Annotated in this window: 14 protein-coding genes; 5 read left to right on the top strand and 9 right to left on the bottom strand. The window is 64.5% G+C overall.

All coding sequences use genetic code 11. The annotated features are described in order from the left end of the window. The first annotated feature begins 4 nt into the window (after positions 1-4). The 4 genes from A4R29_RS01375 to A4R29_RS01360 all read left to right on the top strand — a co-directional run bounded on the left by A4R29_RS01375 (position 5) and on the right by A4R29_RS01360 (position 5180). Positions 5-1168 (top strand): acyl-CoA dehydrogenase family protein, encoded by a 1164-nt coding sequence (locus A4R29_RS01375; RefSeq protein ID WP_013528296.1) that lies wholly within the window; start codon positions 5-7, stop codon positions 1166-1168. A gap of 3 nt (positions 1169-1171) precedes the next feature. Continuing rightward, positions 1172-3250, top strand: a complete 2079-nt coding sequence (locus A4R29_RS01370; RefSeq protein ID WP_063171009.1) for an acetate--CoA ligase family protein — start codon at positions 1172-1174, stop codon at positions 3248-3250. Further along, positions 3243-4025 (top strand): carnitinyl-CoA dehydratase, encoded by a 783-nt coding sequence (locus A4R29_RS01365; RefSeq protein WP_013528298.1) that lies wholly within the window; start codon positions 3243-3245, stop codon positions 4023-4025. The genes A4R29_RS01370 and A4R29_RS01365 overlap by 8 nt, the downstream gene beginning before the upstream one ends. A 216-nt stretch (positions 4026-4241) precedes the next feature. Further along, positions 4242-5180, top strand: coding sequence for an alpha/beta hydrolase (locus tag A4R29_RS01360; protein ID WP_063171008.1), 939 nt, complete (start codon positions 4242-4244; stop codon positions 5178-5180). Positions 5181-5215: 35 nt separating this feature from the next. Here the strand turns inward: A4R29_RS01360 and A4R29_RS01355 are convergent, their stop codons facing one another. The 5 genes from A4R29_RS01355 to A4R29_RS01335 form a co-directional block, all read right to left on the bottom strand. After that, positions 5216-6874: an FAD-binding dehydrogenase gene (locus tag A4R29_RS01355; RefSeq protein ID WP_027161012.1), complete on the bottom strand. Its 1659-nt coding sequence runs from the start codon at positions 6872-6874 to the stop codon at positions 5216-5218. Between the two features lie 41 nt (positions 6875-6915). Then, complete coding sequence (locus tag A4R29_RS01350) at positions 6916-7902, bottom strand: Gfo/Idh/MocA family protein (RefSeq protein WP_063171007.1); 987 nt, start codon at positions 7900-7902, stop codon at positions 6916-6918. 68 nt (positions 7903-7970) lie between these two features. Then, on the bottom strand, positions 7971-8546 hold the full coding sequence (locus A4R29_RS01345; protein WP_013528302.1) for a YceI family protein: 576 nt from the start codon (positions 8544-8546) through the stop codon (positions 7971-7973). 69 nt (positions 8547-8615) lie between these two features. Next, positions 8616-9188: a cytochrome b gene (locus A4R29_RS01340; RefSeq protein ID WP_063171006.1), complete on the bottom strand. Its 573-nt coding sequence runs from the start codon at positions 9186-9188 to the stop codon at positions 8616-8618. Positions 9189-9534: 346 nt separating this feature from the next. Then, the gene (locus tag A4R29_RS01335) at positions 9535-10425 is read right to left on the bottom strand and encodes a LysR family transcriptional regulator (RefSeq protein WP_063171005.1); all 891 of its coding nucleotides are present in this window, start codon (positions 10423-10425) and stop codon (positions 9535-9537) included. Between the two features lie 96 nt (positions 10426-10521). Between A4R29_RS01335 and A4R29_RS01330 the strand changes: the two genes are divergently transcribed. After that, positions 10522-11517, top strand: a complete 996-nt coding sequence (locus A4R29_RS01330) for an aldo/keto reductase (protein ID WP_027161015.1) — start codon at positions 10522-10524, stop codon at positions 11515-11517. A 110-nt stretch (positions 11518-11627) separates the two neighbouring features. On the opposite strand, the gene A4R29_RS01325 is transcribed toward A4R29_RS01330, so the two are convergent. The 4 genes from A4R29_RS01325 to pheS are packed head-to-tail and all read right to left on the bottom strand — an operon-like array spanning position 11628 to position 16192. Then, complete coding sequence (locus A4R29_RS01325) at positions 11628-12230, bottom strand: nucleotidyltransferase family protein (protein WP_013528306.1); 603 nt, start codon at positions 12228-12230, stop codon at positions 11628-11630. A gap of 40 nt (positions 12231-12270) precedes the next feature. Further along, complete coding sequence (pheT, locus tag A4R29_RS01320; RefSeq protein ID WP_063171004.1) at positions 12271-14679, bottom strand: phenylalanine--tRNA ligase subunit beta; 2409 nt, start codon at positions 14677-14679, stop codon at positions 12271-12273. Then, a complete protein-coding gene (locus tag A4R29_RS01315) occupies positions 14676-15098 on the bottom strand; it encodes a GFA family protein (protein WP_013528308.1) in 423 nt (140 codons plus the stop codon). The genes pheT and A4R29_RS01315 overlap by 4 nt, the downstream gene beginning before the upstream one ends. Continuing rightward, a complete protein-coding gene (gene pheS, locus A4R29_RS01310) occupies positions 15095-16192 on the bottom strand; it encodes a phenylalanine--tRNA ligase subunit alpha (RefSeq protein ID WP_013528309.1) in 1098 nt (365 codons plus the stop codon). The genes A4R29_RS01315 and pheS overlap by 4 nt, the downstream gene beginning before the upstream one ends. Positions 16193-16223: the final 31 nt, after the last annotated feature.

The following is a 16223-nucleotide window of genomic DNA, read 5'->3' as shown; positions in this document are numbered from 1 at the left end:
GAGCATGGATTTCGGGCTGTCGGAGGAACAGAAGCTCATAGTCGAGACGACGCGCGCGTTCGTCGAGAACGAGCTTTACCCGCATGAGCGCGAGGTCGAGCGCACCGGCGTGCTGCGCCGCGACCTGATCGAGGAGATCAAGGTAAAGGCGATCGAGGCAGGGCTCTATGCCGCCAACATGCCGGCCGATGTCGGCGGAGCGGGCCTCGATACGGTGACCTGGCTGCTCTACGAGAAGGAACTCGGCCGCGCCAATTACGCGCTGCACTGGACCTGCGTGGCGCGCCCCTCCAACATCCTCCTGGCCGGCACGCCCGAACAGCGCGAAAAGTATCTGTTCCCCTGCATCCGTGGCGAGAAATGGGACTGCCTGGCGATGACCGAGCCGGGCGCCGGCTCCGATTTGCGCGGCATGAAGGCGACCGCCGTGCAGGATGGCGACGACTGGGTGCTGAACGGCACCAAGCATTTTATCTCCCACGCCGACCTCGCCGACTTCGCCATCGTGTTCATGGCTTCCGGCGAAGAGGATTCGCCGCGCGGAAAACGCAAGAAGATCACCGCCTTCTTCGTCGACAAGGGCACCAAGGGCTTTACGGTGCGCGACGGCTACCGCAACGTCTCGCATCGCGGCTACACCAACGCCATCCTCGAATTCGACGATTGCCGGCTACCCGGAGCCCAAGTGTTGGGCGAAGTCCACAAGGGGTTCGATGTCGCCAATTCCTGGCTAGGCGCCACCCGGCTGCAGGTCGGCGCCACCTGCCTCGGCCGCGCCGAGCGTGCGCTTGGCCATGCCGTCGAATACGCCGCGCAGCGCCAGCAGTTCGGCCAGCAGATCGGCAAGTTCCAGGGCGTGTCGTTCAAACTCGCCGACATGGCGACCGAACTGAAGGCCGCCGACCTGATGGTGTTCGAAGCCGGCTGGAAGTACGATCAGGGCACCGTCACCGACCAGGACATGGCCATGGCCAAGCTGAAGGCCACCGAAATGCTCGCGTACGTCGCCGATGAAGCGATCCAGATCCATGGCGGCATGGGGCTGATGGACGATCTGCCGCTGGAGCGCATCTGGCGCGACGCGCGCGTCGAACGCATCTGGGAAGGCACGTCCGAGATCCAGCGCCACATCATTTCAAGGGCGCTGCTGCGCCCGTTCGGGGCATAACATATGCATAAACTGGAGCGTCTCCTGCGGCCTAAATCGATCGCCGTCTTCGGCGGCGCGCAGGCTGCAGCCGTCGTCGCGCAATCGATCAAGATGGGTTTTGCCGGCGAGATCTGGCCGGTGCATCCGACCAAGGACGAGGTTGCCGGTCGCAAGGCCTATCGTTCGGTGGCTGACCTGCCCGGCGCGCCGGATGCTGCCTTTGTCGGCGTCAACCGGCATTTGACCATCGAGGTGATCAAGGCGCTGGCCGAACGCGGCGCCGGCGGCGCCGTCTGCTTTGCCGCCGGCTTCCTCGAAACCGAGGCCTATGACGATGATGGCGAGCGGCTGCAGGCCGAGCTGGTCGCGGCGGCCGGCCAGATGCCGATCATCGGGCCGAATTGCTACGGCCTGATCAATTATGCCGACGGCGCGCTGCTGTGGCCCGACCAGCATGGCGGCATAAGACTGGCCGAGGGCGGCAAGGGCGTCGCCATCATCACCCAGTCCTCCAACATCGCCATCAACATGACCATGCAGAAGCGCGGCCTGCCGATCGCCTTCCTGATGACCGCCGGCAACCAGGCGCAGACCGGCCTATCCGAAATGGCGCTCGGCCTGATCGAGGATGAGCGGGTCACGTCGCTCGGCCTGCACATCGAGGCCTTCGATTCGGTAGCCGGCTTCGAACGGCTGGCGGCACGAGCCCGCGAGCTGAAGAAGCCGATCATCGCCATGAAGGTCGGCCGTTCCGAACAGGCCAGGCAAGCGACTGTCTCGCATACCGCGTCGCTCGCCGGCTCGGACGCGGCCTCGGGTGCGTTCCTGCGGCGGCTCGGCATTGCGCGTGTCGATTCAATCCCCGCCTTCATCGAGGCGCTGAAGCTGCTGCACATCACCGGACCTTTGCCCGGCTATAGGCTGTCGTCGATGAGCTGCTCCGGCGGCGAGGCCTCCGTCATGGCCGACAGCGCCGAAGGCCGCTGGGTCAATTTCCCTGTGCTGACCGACAGCCATCGCGCCCATGTCAAATCGACGCTCGGGCCGCTGGTCGCGGTCGCCAATCCCTTGGACTATCACACCTTCATCTGGAACAACGAGCCGGCGATGACCGCCACCTTCACCGCCATGGTGTCGGGCGGTTTCGACCTCAACATGCTGGTGCTCGATTTTCCGCGACCCGACCGCTGCTCGGTCACCGACTGGTGGGCGACGTTGCGCGCTTTCGAATCGGCGCTCAAGACCAACAAGGCGCATGGCGCGATCGTCTCCTCGCTGCCGGAGAACCTGCCGGAGGAATACACCGCCGAACTGATGGCGCGCGGCATGGTGCCGTTGTTCGGCATTTCGGAAGCGATGGATGCAGCCGGCGCAGCAGCCTTCATCGGCTGGGCTTGGGCTGAACCGCAGGCGCAGCCGATCGACACGTCGGCCTCCGGCGCCTCTGGCGGGGACCACGTCACGCCCGACGAAGCCGAGGCGAAGTCACGGCTGATCAAAGCCGGCCTGCCGGTGCCGAAGGGCGAGCGCGCAGCCAATGCCGTCGAGGCGGTGATTTCGTCCATGGCGCTCGGCTTTCCCGTCGCGTTGAAGGCGCTCGGCGTCACCCACAAATCCGAAGTTGGCGCTGTCAGGCTCAATCTCAGGGATGCCGAATCCGTCAGCACCGCAGCGCATGACCTGTTGCCGCTCGGCACCGGGCTCTATGTCGAGCGCATGGTGCGCGACGGTGTTGCCGAACTCATCGTCGGCTTCACCCGCGACCCGATGTTCGGCGCGGTGATGACGCTCGGCACTGGTGGCGTGCTGGTCGAGCTGTTGCGCGACAGCGTCACGCTGATGCTGCCGGCGACCCGCGACGATATCGAGGCGGCGTTGCGCGGCCTGAAACTGTTCCCGCTGCTCGAAGGCTATCGCGGCCGGCCGAAGGCCGATGTCGCGGCTGCCATCGATGCTATTTCTGGCATTGCCGCCTTCGTGCAGCAGAATGCCGGGGAGATCGAGGAACTCGATATCAACCCGCTGATCGTCTGTGCAGAGGGCAAGGGCGCCTGGATCGCCGACGCGCTGCTGGTGCTGGGAGAGAACAAGAGTGTCTGACGTCATTTCGACCCGCCGCGAGGGCACCATCCTCGAAGTCACCCTCGACCGGCCCAAGGCCAACGCCATCGACCTGAAGACCTCGCGGCTGATGGGCGAGACCTTCAAGGCGTTCCGAGACGATCCGGAATTGCGCGTCGCCATCGTCAAGACCGCTGGCGACAAGTTCTTCTGCGCGGGCTGGGACCTCAAAGCAGCTGCCGGCGGCGATGCGGTCGACGGCGACTATGGCGTCGGCGGCTTTGCCGGCCTGCAGGAGCTGCGCGACCTCAACAAGCCGATCATCGCGTGCGTCAACGGCATGGCGGTCGGCGGCGGCTTCGAGCTGGCGCTGTCCTGCGACCTCATCTACGCCTCCGATCATTCCTCCTTCGCGCTGCCCGAGATCCGAGCCGGCACGCTGGCCGACGCGGCGACGATCAAGCTGCCGAAGCGCATCCCCTACCATGTCGCCATGGACCTTCTGCTCACCGGCCGCTGGATGGATGTCGCTGAAGCGCATCGCTGGGGCTTGGTCAACGAAGTGCTGCCCAAGGAAAAGCTGGAAGATCGCGTCTGGGAGATCGCCCGGCTGCTCGCAGGCGGCCCACCGCTGGTGTTTGCCGCGATCAAGGAGACGGCGCGCGTGGCCGAGGCGCTGACCTTCCAGGACGCGATGAACAAGGTGACCCGCCGGCAATTGCCGACGGTCGATGCGCTCTATGGCTCCGAGGACAATATGGAGGGTTTTCGCGCTTTTGCGGAGAAGCGGGAGCCGGTGTGGAAGGGGAAGTAAGGATTGTTGCCGAAATGACGGCGCTTATCCCCCTCTGTCCTGCCGGACATCTCCCCCTCAAGGGGGGAGATTGGCAGCTTCGATCTCTGCACTCTTCTTGCGACGCCGAAGGTTGGCGAAAGCCTTCGCAACATCCGATCTCCCCCCTTGAGGGGGAGATGTCCGGCAGACAGAGGGGGGCGCCCAGGCTCAGCCTTGGCCGCCTCTCCAGCACCCATGACCGACTACATCAAGCTCATCGACGCCGAGACCTGGGCCTTCATCGAGCGCACCAATTCCTATTACCCGCCCGATACGATCGACTACACGATCGTGCAGCAGCGCGAGATTTACGACCGCATGTGCCGGGAATTCTTTGCCGGCTACCCCGAGGGCGTCGCTGTCGAAACCTCCGCCATTGCAACGCCGACGCATGACATCCCGATCCGCATCTACCGAAGCACACTTCAGGCAGCCGTGACGGTGCTCTATGTCCATGGCGGTGGCTTCATCCTTGGTGGGCTGGACAGCCACGACGATGTTTGCGCGGAGCTGTGCTCGCGCACAGGCTATGAGGTGGTCTCCGTAGATTACCGGCTGGCGCCGGAACATTTGCATCCAGCCGCCTTTGACGATGCCATGAGCGCCTTCGAATGGGCCGCCGCCAATCGCGATCATCCTATCGTGCTCTGCGGCGACAGCGCCGGCGGCAATCTCTGCGCCGCCGTCAGTCACGCCACGCGCGGCCATTCGAAAAGGCCGGTCGGCCAGGTGCTGATCTATCCCGGCCTCGGCGGAGACCGCTCGAAAGGCTCCTATGTCAAGCACGCCGAAGCGCCGATGCTGACCGTGCGCGATCTCGAATTCTACAAGCACATTCGCACTGGAGGGCAAGACCGTAGCGGCGATGCGACGCTGGCCCCGCTTGCCGACACCGATTTCTCCAACTTGCCGCCGACAGTGCTGATCACCGCCGAATGCGACCCGCTGTCATCGGATGGCGAGACCTATCGCGACCTGATCATCACGGCAGGTGGCCACGCGACGTGGTTCGAGGAGCCGGGATTGGTGCACGGCTATCTCAGAGCCCGGCACACGGTTGGCCGCGCCCGCACCAGCTTCACCCGGATCGTCGGTGCGGTGACCGCGCTTGGACAGGGCGACTGGCGCTGGTGATCGCGGCCAAACTCTGAGGACCAAGTGGCGCCCCATCACGCCACCGAGGCAGCCGCTGCCCGGCCGGCGCTGCGGCCGGAAAAGATGCAGCCGCCGAGGAAGGTGCCTTCGAGCGCCGCATAGCCATGCACGCCGCCGCCGCCGAAACCGGCGGCTTCGCCGACGGCATAAAGCCCGGCTACCGGCTGGCCATCTGCCCCCAGCACGCGGCTGTCGAGATCGGTCTGCAGGCCGCCCAGCGTCTTGCGGGTCAGGATGTTGAGCCGCACCGCGATCAGCGGGCCATTTGCCGGATCGAGCATCTTGTGCGGCTTGGCCGTGCGGATCAGCCGGTCGCCGAGATAGGCGCGCGCGCCGCGCAGAGCGGTGATCTGCATATCCTTGGAGAACGGGTTGTCGAGCTGCCTATCGCGGGCGCGGATCTCGCGCTCGACTTGAGCCACCTCAAGCAGCGCCTCGCCGCCGGCCAGCGCGTTCATGCGCGCGACCAGCGCCGGCAAATCGGCCTCGACGATGAAGTCCTCGCCCTTTTCCATGAACGCCTTGACGGGGCCCGGAATGCCCGATGTGGCGCGGCCGAGCACCTGGCGCCAGCTCTTGCCGGTCAGATCGGGGTTCTGCTCGGAGCCCGACAGCGCGAACTCCTTCTGGATGATCTTCTTGGTCAGGATGAACCAGGAATAGTCGAAGCCGGTGCTCATGATGTGGGAGAGCGTGCCCAGAGTGTCGAAGCCGGGATAGAGCGGCACCGGCAGGCGCTTGCCGCGCGCATCGAGCCACAGCGATGATGGGCCGGGCAGGATGCGTATCGCATGGTCGGTCCAGATCGGCGCCCAGTTCTTGATGCCCTCGACATAGTGCCACATGCGGTCGCGGTTGATGATCGAACCGCCGGCCTGTTCCGTGATCGCCAGCATGCGGCCGTCGACGTGATCGGGCACGCCGGTGATCATGCGCTTGGGCGCCGCGCCCAGCCGCTGCGGCCAGTTTTCCCGCACAAGCTGATGGTTGGCGCCGATGCCGCCGGAAGCGACGATCACGGCTTGCGCGCGAAGCTCGAAATCTCCTGATATTTCGCGCGAACTCTTGTGGCCGCGCTCGGCGGTGCTCGGTTGCAGGATGTCGCCGCGCACCCCGTCGACAGTCGCACCCGTGCGGGTCAATTCATCGACCCGATGGCGGAATTTGAAACTGATCAGTCCGCGCTTCTGCGCCTCGCGCACGCGCTGTACGAAAGGTTCGAGAACGCCGGGGCCCGTGCCCCAGGTGATGTGGAAGCGCGGTACCGAATTGCCGTGGCCGATGGCATTGCCGCCGCCTCGCTCGGCCCAACCGACCACGGGAAAGAATTTCAGGCCGCGCTGTATCAGCCAGGAGCGTTTTTCGCCGGCGGCAAAGCCGACATAGGCTTCCGCCCATTTGCGCGGCCAGAAATCCTCGGGCCGATCGAAAGCCGCGGTGCCCAGCCAGTCTTCCAGCGCCAGGTCATGCGAATCGCGGATGCGCATGCGCCGCTGCTCGGGCGAATCGACGAGGAAAAGGCCGCCGAACGACCAGAATGCCTGGCCGCCGAGCGACTGCTCCGGCTCCTGGTCGACGATGATGATTTTCTTGCCGGCCTCGGCAAGCTCGGCGGCGGCAACCAGCCCTGCAAGGCCGGCGCCGACAATGATCACGTCCGCATCGTCAGCCATTTTTCCTCCCAGAATTAGCCGGCTATTTCAATGCGAGGAATTCAGACGGTCTCCCAGCCTTCTTTGCCGCCGGCGCGGAAGATGGCGTCGATGACTTTCTGGTTGAGCACCGATTCCTCCAGCGTGAAGACGCGCTCCTTGCCGCCCTGTGCCGCGCGCGCGAAGGTCTCGACCTCCAGCCGGTACTGCTGCGTGCCGGGAAAGCGGAAAACCTGCGCCTCGGTGTGGTTCTGGTTGTGCAGTTCGACACGGTGGTGGTCGTAGAGGCCGGCATTGAAAGGCGAGAACAACTCGATGAAACCCTTCTCGCCATGGAACACCATCACCTGGCGCGCCGCCATCTGCGTCGACAGATAGAACGACAGCTCGAAGTCACCGAAATCGGCACGGATCGAGGAGTAGATGTCGGTGCCGAATGTCTTGTCGCGCTCGATCGTCGCCTGCACGCGCAGCGGCTCCTTGCCGGTGGAAAAGCGCGTCGACACGGTCGGGTAAACGCCGATGTCGGGCAGCGCGCCGCCGCCGAGGTCGAGCTGGTTGCGCATGTTGCTGGGGTCGACGTTGTAGTAGGAGAACGCGCCCTGCACATGGCGCAGCCGGCCGATGGCGCCGCTGGCGATGAGCTCGCGCACCTTGATCCATTGCGGGTGGTAGATGACCATGAAGGCTTCGCAGACCAGCACCCTTTTCTGGTCGCGCAGCTTGATCAGCGGCAGGATGTCCTTGGCGTCGAGCGCCAGCGGCTTTTCGACCAGCACATGCTTGCCGGCTTCGATGGCCTTGGCCGCCCACTCGACATGCTGCGAGGTCGGCAGCGGGATGTAGACGCCGTCGACCTCGTTGGAGGCAAGCAGTTCCTCATAGGAGCCGAAGGCATGGCGCGCACCGAAGCGATCGGCCAGCGCCTTGGCCTTCGACAGATCGCGGCTGGCGATCGCCGACAGCACGCTATTCTCCGCCTCGACCATCGCCGGCAACAAATGCTCGCGGCCGATCTTGGCCGTCGACAACACACCCCATCGGAACATCAGGCTTCTCCATCACGATTACAGGCGACGAGGTTTGCCCGAAATCGCCGGAAAAGCCAATGACGAGGTCAGCCCCTTTTGCCGGTCAGCGTCATGTCGAAGTCGACGATGTTGGAATAGATCGGCGTGCCGACATCCATGCCGTAGCGCGACCTCAGCACCTTGCCGGTGACATGGAATTTGATCATGCCGGCCTTGAGACCGCCGAGCTCGGCCGTGAATTTTTCCGGGAACGTCTTGCCGCGCGCCGTCAGCCGGCCGCTGACGAGAGCCGTGGTGTCGCTGGTTCGGGTCACGCTGGTAGAGCGGAACTGGATTTCCGGGCTGTTGGCGGCATCAAACACCGCGTCGGAGCGCAGGAAGGCATCGATACGGCCCTGGCCGGTGCCGACGCTTTCGGGAAAAATGGTGAAATTGACAGCTGAGCGCCCGACATCGCTGTTGTCGATGCGGATCGAGCCCTTGAAGCGGGCGAAGGTGCCATTGAGGCCGCCGCCGCCGACCTTGCCGATGGAGAAGCGGATGCTGGAACTGGCCGGGCTGATCGAATAGCTGCCGGCGGCGTCACCCAGCGCGACGGCCGCAGAAACAGGCATGGCAAGGCAAGCGGCGACCGCCGCAAATCCGAGGATGCGCGTGTACATGGGGATGTTCCTTGTTGGAGGCAGCGCATTTCTTGCGCCCTCACTCCATGAACGAATGAACCGCTCGCTCTATTCCGAATCTGACGAAGGCGTGACCATGCGCGTGAGCACGCCATCCCTGAGCTGGAAATGATGCCGCAGCGCCGCCGCGACGTGGAGAGCCACAAGCGTCATGCCGGCATAGGCGAGATACCAATGTGCCGCCGCCCAGAAGCTCTCGGCACCATCCGATTCGGCCAGCGGCAGGTTCGGCATGACGAACAGGTTGAACGGCAGGCTGGGGATCTCCAGCATCGAGACCGACACCAGCGCCCAGCCGGACAAGGGCAAGGCAAGCTGAAACGCGTAGAGCGCAAGATGGGCGAACGGTGCTGCCCGACGCTCCAGGGTTCCGACCGAGCGCGGCAGCGCCGGCGTTGCATTGCCAAGACGCCAGGCGATGCGCAGCAACACAAGCCCGAGCAGCAGGAAGCCGAAGGATTTGTGCAGTTGGATCAGCTCGAAGACGGTGCGCTGGCTGGTCAGCCGCACCATGACGAAGCCGAGCCCGAACTGGCCGATGAAAACGAGCGCAATCAGCCAGTGGAGAAGGATCGCGCCCCAGCCATAGCGGGTGGGGCTGTTGGTGATCGATGTTTGCATGGGGAGTGAACGAATGTTGGTTCGGCTTTCTTCCAGCGCGCTTCACCCTCCCCCTTGTGGGGAGGGTCGCGCAGCAAATGCCGCGAAGCGGCTTTTGCGAAGCGGGGTGGGGGTCTCGTAGGGCGCTACCCACCCCGTCCCTCAGCCGCCCTATCGGGGCGAGCCGCCGATCTCGCCCGTCCTTCGGACTCCCATCAGGGCCCTCCGGAGGGAGACGAAAGGCGCGAGTTCGCCGAGCCTGGCTTCCTTCCTCTCCCTCCGGAGGGGGAGAGGAAGGCGCGAGCTTATCACAGCCGGTGCCCTTCCTCTCCCTCCGGAGGGCCACAAGGGGAGGGGCGAGCCCGCTCTATCCACTCACCTTGAAGAAATCGACAAACGCCCGGAGCGCCGGGCGCATTTGCCGGCGGCTCGGATAATAGACGAAGAAGCCGTCGAAGGAGGGGCACCAGTCCTCCAGCACACGGATCAGCCTGCCGTCGGCGAGCGGCGCGCGGACATAATCCTCAAAGACGAAGGCGAGCCCAGCGCCGTCGACCGCCGCCTGGGCGATCAAATGGTCCTCGTCGAGGATCAGCGGTCCCTCCACCGCCATCTCGATCGCCTCGCGGCCTTTCTCGAACTCCCAGTGGTAGAGGATGCCGCTGGAGAAGCGGAAGCGGATGCAGCGGTGGTCAGCCAGGTCGCGCGGGTGACGCGGCTTGGGGTTGACCTCGAAATAGACCGGGGCGCCAACCACCGCGCCGCGAAGGTCCGGCCCGATGCGCACCGCGATCATGTCGCGCTGCAGGCTCTCGCCTAGCCTGACGCCAGCATCGAAGCCCCCTTCCACCACGTCGGTGAAACGGTCCTCGATGACGATCTCCAGCACGATATCGGGATAGGCCGACGCAAAAGCGCCCAACCGTGGCGTCAGCGCCAAATGGGCTGCGGTGCGCGGCACGGTCAGGCGCAGATTGCCGGCCGGCCGGTCGCGCGTCTCGATTGCCGTCTCCAGCGCCAGATCGATCTCCGACAGCGCCGGCCGCAGCCGTTCCAGCAACTGCGCACCTTCTTCGGTCGGCGCGACGCTGCGTGTGCTGCGCGCCAGCAGCCGAACGCCAAGCCGCGCCTCTAGGCTGGACACCGCATGGCTGACCGCCGAAGGCGCGATGGCCAATTCCCTGGCCGCGCCGCGAAAGCTGCCGCATTGGGCAACGGTTGCCAGCACGGCCAGTTGGGAAAGATGCGCGCGATTCATTGATCTATCTTTTAGAACAGCCCGTGCAAATGAGAGCCGATTATCGAACACAAGGCAAGGCGCTATTTCTGCCGCATCGCAACAAGGAGACGCGTTATGCAAACCCGCAAGCTAGGAACTGAATTGAACGTCTATCCCGTCGGCCTCGGCTGCATGGGCATGAGCTTCGCCTATGGCGGCCAGGCGGAAGCCGACGCAATCGCCACGCTGCACCGCGCCATCGATATCGGCGTCAATTTCTTCGACACGGCGGAGGTCTATGGCCCGTTCGAGAACGAGATCCTGCTCGGCAAAGCGCTGAAGTCCGCGCGTGACAAGGTGACGATCGCGACAAAATTCGGCTTCAGGATTTTGGAGGAAGGTACAGGCCTCGACCGCATGGCCGGCGTCGACAGCCGCCCCGAGCACGTCAAGGCGGTCGCCGAGGCGTCGCTGAAGCGGCTCGGCACGGATGTGATCGACCTCTACTACCAGCACCGTGTCGACCCCAACGTGCCGATCGAGGACACGGTCGGTGCCATGGCCGAGCTGGTGCGCGAGGGCAAGGTGCGCGCGCTCGGCCTGTCGGAGGCGAGTGCGGCGACCATCCGCCGGGCCCATGCCGTGCATCCAATTGCTGCCGTGCAGAGCGAATATTCGCTCTGGAGCCGCGACCCGGAAGACGAGGTGTTCGCCGTCTGCCGCGAACTCGGCATCGGTTTTGTTCCCTACAGCCCGCTCGGCCGTGGCCTGCTGACCGGCACGATCGCCAAGCCCGAGGCGCTGAGCGACGACGACTGGCGCCGGACCTTGCCGCGCTTCCAGGCCGAGGCGATGGAAGCCAACGCCGCTGTCATCGCGACGCTGGAAAAGCTGGCAGCTGAAAAGGGGGTAACTTCGGCCCAACTGGCGCTGGCCTGGGTGCTGCACCAGGGCGATTTCATCGTGCCGATCCCCGGCGCAAGAAGGATACGCCATCTGGAGCAGAATGCGGCGGCTGCCGGGATCGCGCTGAGTGCGGTCGAGGTGCAGGCGATTGGTGACGCGCTGTCGCCCGACAAGGTGGTCGGTAGGCGCTATGCGGAGAAGGAGCTGACGCTGGTCAATGGTTGAAAACTGGTGAGTTATCGGAAGGGGCGCCGCGCGCCCCTTTTTCGTACGCAGCGCGGTGCAGAAGGTGGGGACGCTGACGTGAAGCGCCCCCCTCTGCCCTGCCGACATTTTTACCAAGGCTCGACACTAATCTCCGGCCAATTCTCCCTTGCACGCTTACCCTTCGCCTCATGCGTGCGCTGATTGTCCATCACCCGGTTCGGCGTGATGCGAAACGAGAAAATGTCGTCAAGACCAAACGGTGCCACGATCTCGAGCTGCCCGTCAGCGTCGTATCGAACCCCGACGGCGTGCGTCTTCGAGGCAAAATGGCTGACGGATTCGCTGGCGCTCAAATAGCGCGGGCACGGCCGTCCGAACTTCTGCGGATACCACAGATGCACCCGCGCCTGGTTGCGCACCTCGACCGGCAACGCTAGCCCCTCGAAATGCTTCTCCGCCCGGCGGATCACCGCGTCCTCGGCCTCATAGGACAGGTCGCTGTCATCGAAGTAGAAAAGATCAACATCCTTGATGCCGTAGCCCGACGGTTTGCCGGTCAGGTGGTTCCAGATGCTGTTGTAGAGAGCGCCGGATACCACCAGCCAGTCCGGCAGGTCGAGCGTGCGAGCCCGCGCCACCGCGTCGCATAACAGCGGGTCGGCAGACACGATGGCGAGAAACGCCGCGCGCTGTTCTTCAAGGGGAAGGCCGGAATACCGCAGATGGTCCATCGCCCTTTGGAGGGCGATTCGCCATCTGCTCGCAAGTTTTTTAACCCCGCAGAACGCCCCCGGTCTGCTTGCCGACATTCTCGATGATGCGCTTGGCCAGTGCCTCGAAATCCTCGTCGGTGAGCGTCTTTTCGACCGGCTGGATCGACACTTCGATGGCAATCGATTTTTTGCCCTCGCCCAGCGAAGCGCCTTCGAAAATATCGAAGACCGAGACGGCGGTGATGAGCTTCTTGTCGGCGGCGAGCGCTGCGCGCACCAGCGTGCAGGCCTCGACCGACTTGTCGACGACGAAAGCGAAATCGCGCTTGACCGCCTGGAAGGGCGACAGTTCCAGTTTCGGCTTGGTTTTCGTCGGCTTGGCCTTCGGTTCAGGCACGGCATCGACGAAGATCTCGAAGCCGCACAGCGGGCCGGAAACATCGAGCCCTTCCAGCGTCTTCGGATGGAATTCACCGAAAGTTCCGAGCACGGTTTTCGGGCCGAGCTTGATCGTGCCGGAACGGCCGGGATGATACCAGGCCGGGCCGCCGGCCTCGATCTGCAGCCGGTCGACAGGCGCACCGCAGGCTTCCAGTGCGGCGATCGCATCGGCCTTGGCGTCGAACACGCCGACTGGACCGGAATTGCCGGCCCAGTTGCGGCCGGAACCGTCGAGCTTGGCGGTGCCGCGACGCACGCCGGCGGCGACGCGCCGCTGCTGGTCGGCGCCGTCGCCCTCATAAGTGCCCGACACTTCGAACAGCGCCACGTCGCCAATACCCTTGTCGGCGTTGCGCTGGGCAGCCGCGATCAGCCCCGGCAGCAGCGAGGGCCGCATGTCGGACATATCGGCGGCGATCGGGTTGGCAAGCTTCAGCGCGGTCTGGCCGCCGCCGAACAGCTCGGCATGCTTGGCCGGAATGAACGACCAGGTAACGGCTTCCATCATGCCGCGCACGGCAAGCGCGCGCTTGGCCGTGCGGGTACGGACCTGCAGCGTGGTGAGGATCTTTGCATTGACCGCGTCATGCGCACCGAGCGGCTGCGGCGCGATGTTGTCGACACCGTGGATGCGCATGACCTCCTCGACCAGGTCTGCCTTGCCATCGACGTCGGGGCGCCAGGACGGCACGGCGACATCGACGACATCGCCCGAGCCCTCCGGCTTGAAGCCGAGGCGCGACAGGATGTCGAGGCTTTCCGCGCTGGGAACCTCGATGCCGGTCAGCCGCTTCACTTCCGAAAGCGGGAAGGAAACGATCTTCGGCGTGTGACCGGCATAACCGACGACCTCCATTTCGGTCGGCGTGCCGCCGCAGAAATCGAGCACCAGTTTCGTCGCCAGTTCGACGCCCGGAACCATGAATTCGGGGTCGACGCCGCGCTCGAAACGGTAGCGCGCGTCGGTAATGATGCCGAGCGTGCGGCCGGTGCGCGCCGTGGTGATCGGATCCCAAAGGGCGGATTCGATCAGCACATCTGAGGTGTTCTCGTCGCAGCCCGAATGCTCGCCGCCCATGACGCCGGCGATCGACTCGACGCCGTTGTCATCTGCGATGACGCACATTTCCGGCGTCAGCGTGTATTCGCGGCCGTCGAGCGCCTGCACCTTTTCGCCATCGCGCGCGCGGCGCACGACGAGATTGCCGGCAACCTTGCTGGCGTCGAACACATGCAGCGGGCGGCCGCGGTCGAAGGTGACGTAGTTCGTGATGTCGACCAGTGCGCTGATGGGTCTCAGCCCAATGGCGATCAGCCGCTGCTGCAGCCATTTTGGCGAGGGTCCATTCTTGACGCCCTTGACCAAGTTGAGCGCGAAGCCGGGGCAAAGCTCCGGCGCTTCGATCGTCACCTTGACCGGACACATGCCATTGCCGACATGCGGCATGATGGCGCCGCCGACGAGGCGGCCAAGCCCGCTCGCCGCCAGATCCCTGGCGATGCCGTAGACGCTGGTGGCATCCGGCCGGTTCGGCGTCAAGTTGATCTCGATGACCGGATCGTCGATGTGCGCATAGGCGGCGAAGCTGGTGCCGACCGGCGCATCCTCAGGCAGGTCGATGATGCCATTGTGTTCGTCGGACAGCTCCAGCTCGCGCTCGGAACACATCATGCCGTGGCTTTCGACGCCCCTGATCTTGCCGACCGTCAGCGTTACGTCGATGCCGGGCACATAGGTGCCGGGCGCGGCAAAGGCGCCGATCAGGCCCGCGCGAGCGTTTGGCGCGCCGCAAACGACCTGCACCGGAGGCTTGCCGTCGCCGGTGTCGACGGTCAGCACGCGCAGCCGGTCGGCATCGGGATGCTGAACCGCCGTCAGCACCCTGGCGATGACGAATGGTTTCAGGCTCGACTTGTCGTCGACATGCTCGACTTCGAGACCGATCGAAGTCAGCCGCTCGACGATCTCGTCGAGCGTGGCGTCGGTCTCGAGGTGGTCCTTGAGCCAGGAGAGGGTGAATTTCATGGGACTGTTCCGTCTGGTCTTTTGACGCTTGATTTCAGATGTCTCGGCAGGTCGTCGGACATATGCAGGAAGGCAAGCTGCTCGCCGATATAGGCATGCAGCGTCGGCTGGAAATCGGCCGGCATGTCCATGGCGCCGAGCATGAAGTAGATGTCTTCTTCCAGCCGCTCGTCGACATAGGCGATGGGTGAGCCGCAGGTGCCGCAGAAAGAGCGCGTCACCGGGCCGTTCTCATACATCTTCAGCGCCTTGCCGGTGAACGCGACCTGATCGACCAGGAAGCCGACAAAGGCCGACACCGGCGCGCCGCTGGCCCGCCGGCAATCGCCGCAATGGCAGTAGCTGACGTGATGCGGTTCGGCAGAGGCCTCGAACCGCACGGCGCCGCAGCGGCAGCCGCCGGCATAGGGCGCTGTCATGCGCTCAGGCCTCCGAACAAAGTCGGCATGTCGAGCGGCCGGAAGCCGTAATGCGACAGCCAGCGCACGTCTGCATCGAAGAAGGCGCGCAGGTCCGGCATGCCGTATTTCAGCATGGCGATGCGGTCGATGCCCATGCCCCAGGCAAAACCCTGATATTCGTCCGGATCGAGACCGCCATGGCGCAGCACGTTGGGATGCACCATGCCACAGCCGAGGATCTCCATCCAATCGGAGCCTTCGCCGAAGCGCACTTCGCCGGGCCGCGAGCGATCGCACTGGATGTCAACCTCGAGGCTTGGCTCGGTGAACGGGAAGAAGGACGGCCGGAAGCGCATCTTGACCTGCGGCACCTCGAAGAAGGCCTTGCAGAACTCCTCCAGCACCCATTTCATGTTGGCAACGTTGGCCGTCTTGTCGATCACCAGCCCCTCGACCTGATGGAACATCGGCGAGTGGGTGGCGTCCGAATCCTGCCGGTACGTCTTGCCAGGAATGACGATGCGGATCGGCGGCTTCTTCGTTTCCATGGTGCGGATCTGCACCGGCGAAGTGTGCGTGCGCAAAAGCTTGCGCTCGCCCTTCTCGTCCGGCTGGAAGAAGAAGGTGTCGTGCATCTCGCGCGCCGGATGGCCTTCGGGGAAATTCAGCGCGGTGAAATTGTAATAGTCGGTCTCGATGTCGGGACCTTCCGCGATGGAAAACCCGAGGTCGCCGAAGATCGCAGCGATCTCGTCGATGACCTGGCTGATCGGATGGATACGGCCGCGCTCGGCCGGCGACTGCCGCACCGGCAGCGTCACGTCGACCTTTTCGGCGGCGAGGCGGGCGGTGATCGCCACATCCTTGAGCTCAGCCTTGCGGGCAGTCAGCGCGTCGGTGACGCGGTTCTTGAGGCCGTTGATGGCTGGGCCTTTGATCTGGCGCTCCTCGGCGGTCATGGCGCCAAGTGTCTTCAGCATCTCGGACACGCTGCCCTTCTTACCGAAAGCAGCGATGCGCACGGCCTCGATGGCCGGCTCATCGGCGGCCGAGGCGATCTCGGCCAGAAGTGAGTTTTCAAGCGTATCCAGGCCAGTGGTTGCGTCGTTCACGGTCAAACTCGCTGCGTTGGGAGGTCGGCCT

The organism is Mesorhizobium ciceri biovar biserrulae, from assembly GCF_001618845.1.
GTDB lineage: Bacteria > Pseudomonadota > Alphaproteobacteria > Rhizobiales > Rhizobiaceae > Mesorhizobium > Mesorhizobium ciceri.
The sequence above is the reverse complement of the archived record's forward strand: the minus strand, read 5'-3'. Positions and strand labels throughout refer to the sequence as shown.

Bases quoted from the DNA above. Each gene is read 5' to 3' on its own strand.
- A4R29_RS01375 (WP_013528296.1), top strand. From the start codon at position 5: ATGGATTTCGGGCTGTCGGAGGAACAGAAGCTCATAGTCGAGACGACG.
- A4R29_RS01370 (WP_063171009.1), top strand. From the start codon at position 1,172: ATGCATAAACTGGAGCGTCTCCTGCGGCCTAAATCGATCGCCGTCTTC.
- A4R29_RS01360 (WP_063171008.1), top strand. From the start codon at position 4,242: ATGACCGACTACATCAAGCTCATCGACGCCGAGACCTGGGCCTTCATC.
- A4R29_RS01355 (WP_027161012.1), bottom strand. From the start codon at position 6,874: ATGGCTGACGATGCGGACGTGATCATTGTCGGCGCCGGCCTTGCAGGG.
- A4R29_RS01350 (WP_063171007.1), bottom strand. From the start codon at position 7,902: ATGTTCCGATGGGGTGTGTTGTCGACGGCCAAGATCGGCCGCGAGCAT.
- A4R29_RS01345 (WP_013528302.1), bottom strand. From the start codon at position 8,546: ATGTACACGCGCATCCTCGGATTTGCGGCGGTCGCCGCTTGCCTTGCC.
- A4R29_RS01340 (WP_063171006.1), bottom strand. From the start codon at position 9,188: ATGCAAACATCGATCACCAACAGCCCCACCCGCTATGGCTGGGGCGCG.
- A4R29_RS01335 (WP_063171005.1), bottom strand. From the start codon at position 10,425: ATGAATCGCGCGCATCTTTCCCAACTGGCCGTGCTGGCAACCGTTGCC.
- A4R29_RS01330 (WP_027161015.1), top strand. From the start codon at position 10,522: ATGCAAACCCGCAAGCTAGGAACTGAATTGAACGTCTATCCCGTCGGC.
- A4R29_RS01325 (WP_013528306.1), bottom strand. From the start codon at position 12,230: ATGGACCATCTGCGGTATTCCGGCCTTCCCCTTGAAGAACAGCGCGCG.
- pheT (WP_063171004.1), bottom strand. From the start codon at position 14,679: ATGAAATTCACCCTCTCCTGGCTCAAGGACCACCTCGAGACCGACGCC.
- A4R29_RS01315 (WP_013528308.1), bottom strand. From the start codon at position 15,098: ATGACAGCGCCCTATGCCGGCGGCTGCCGCTGCGGCGCCGTGCGGTTC.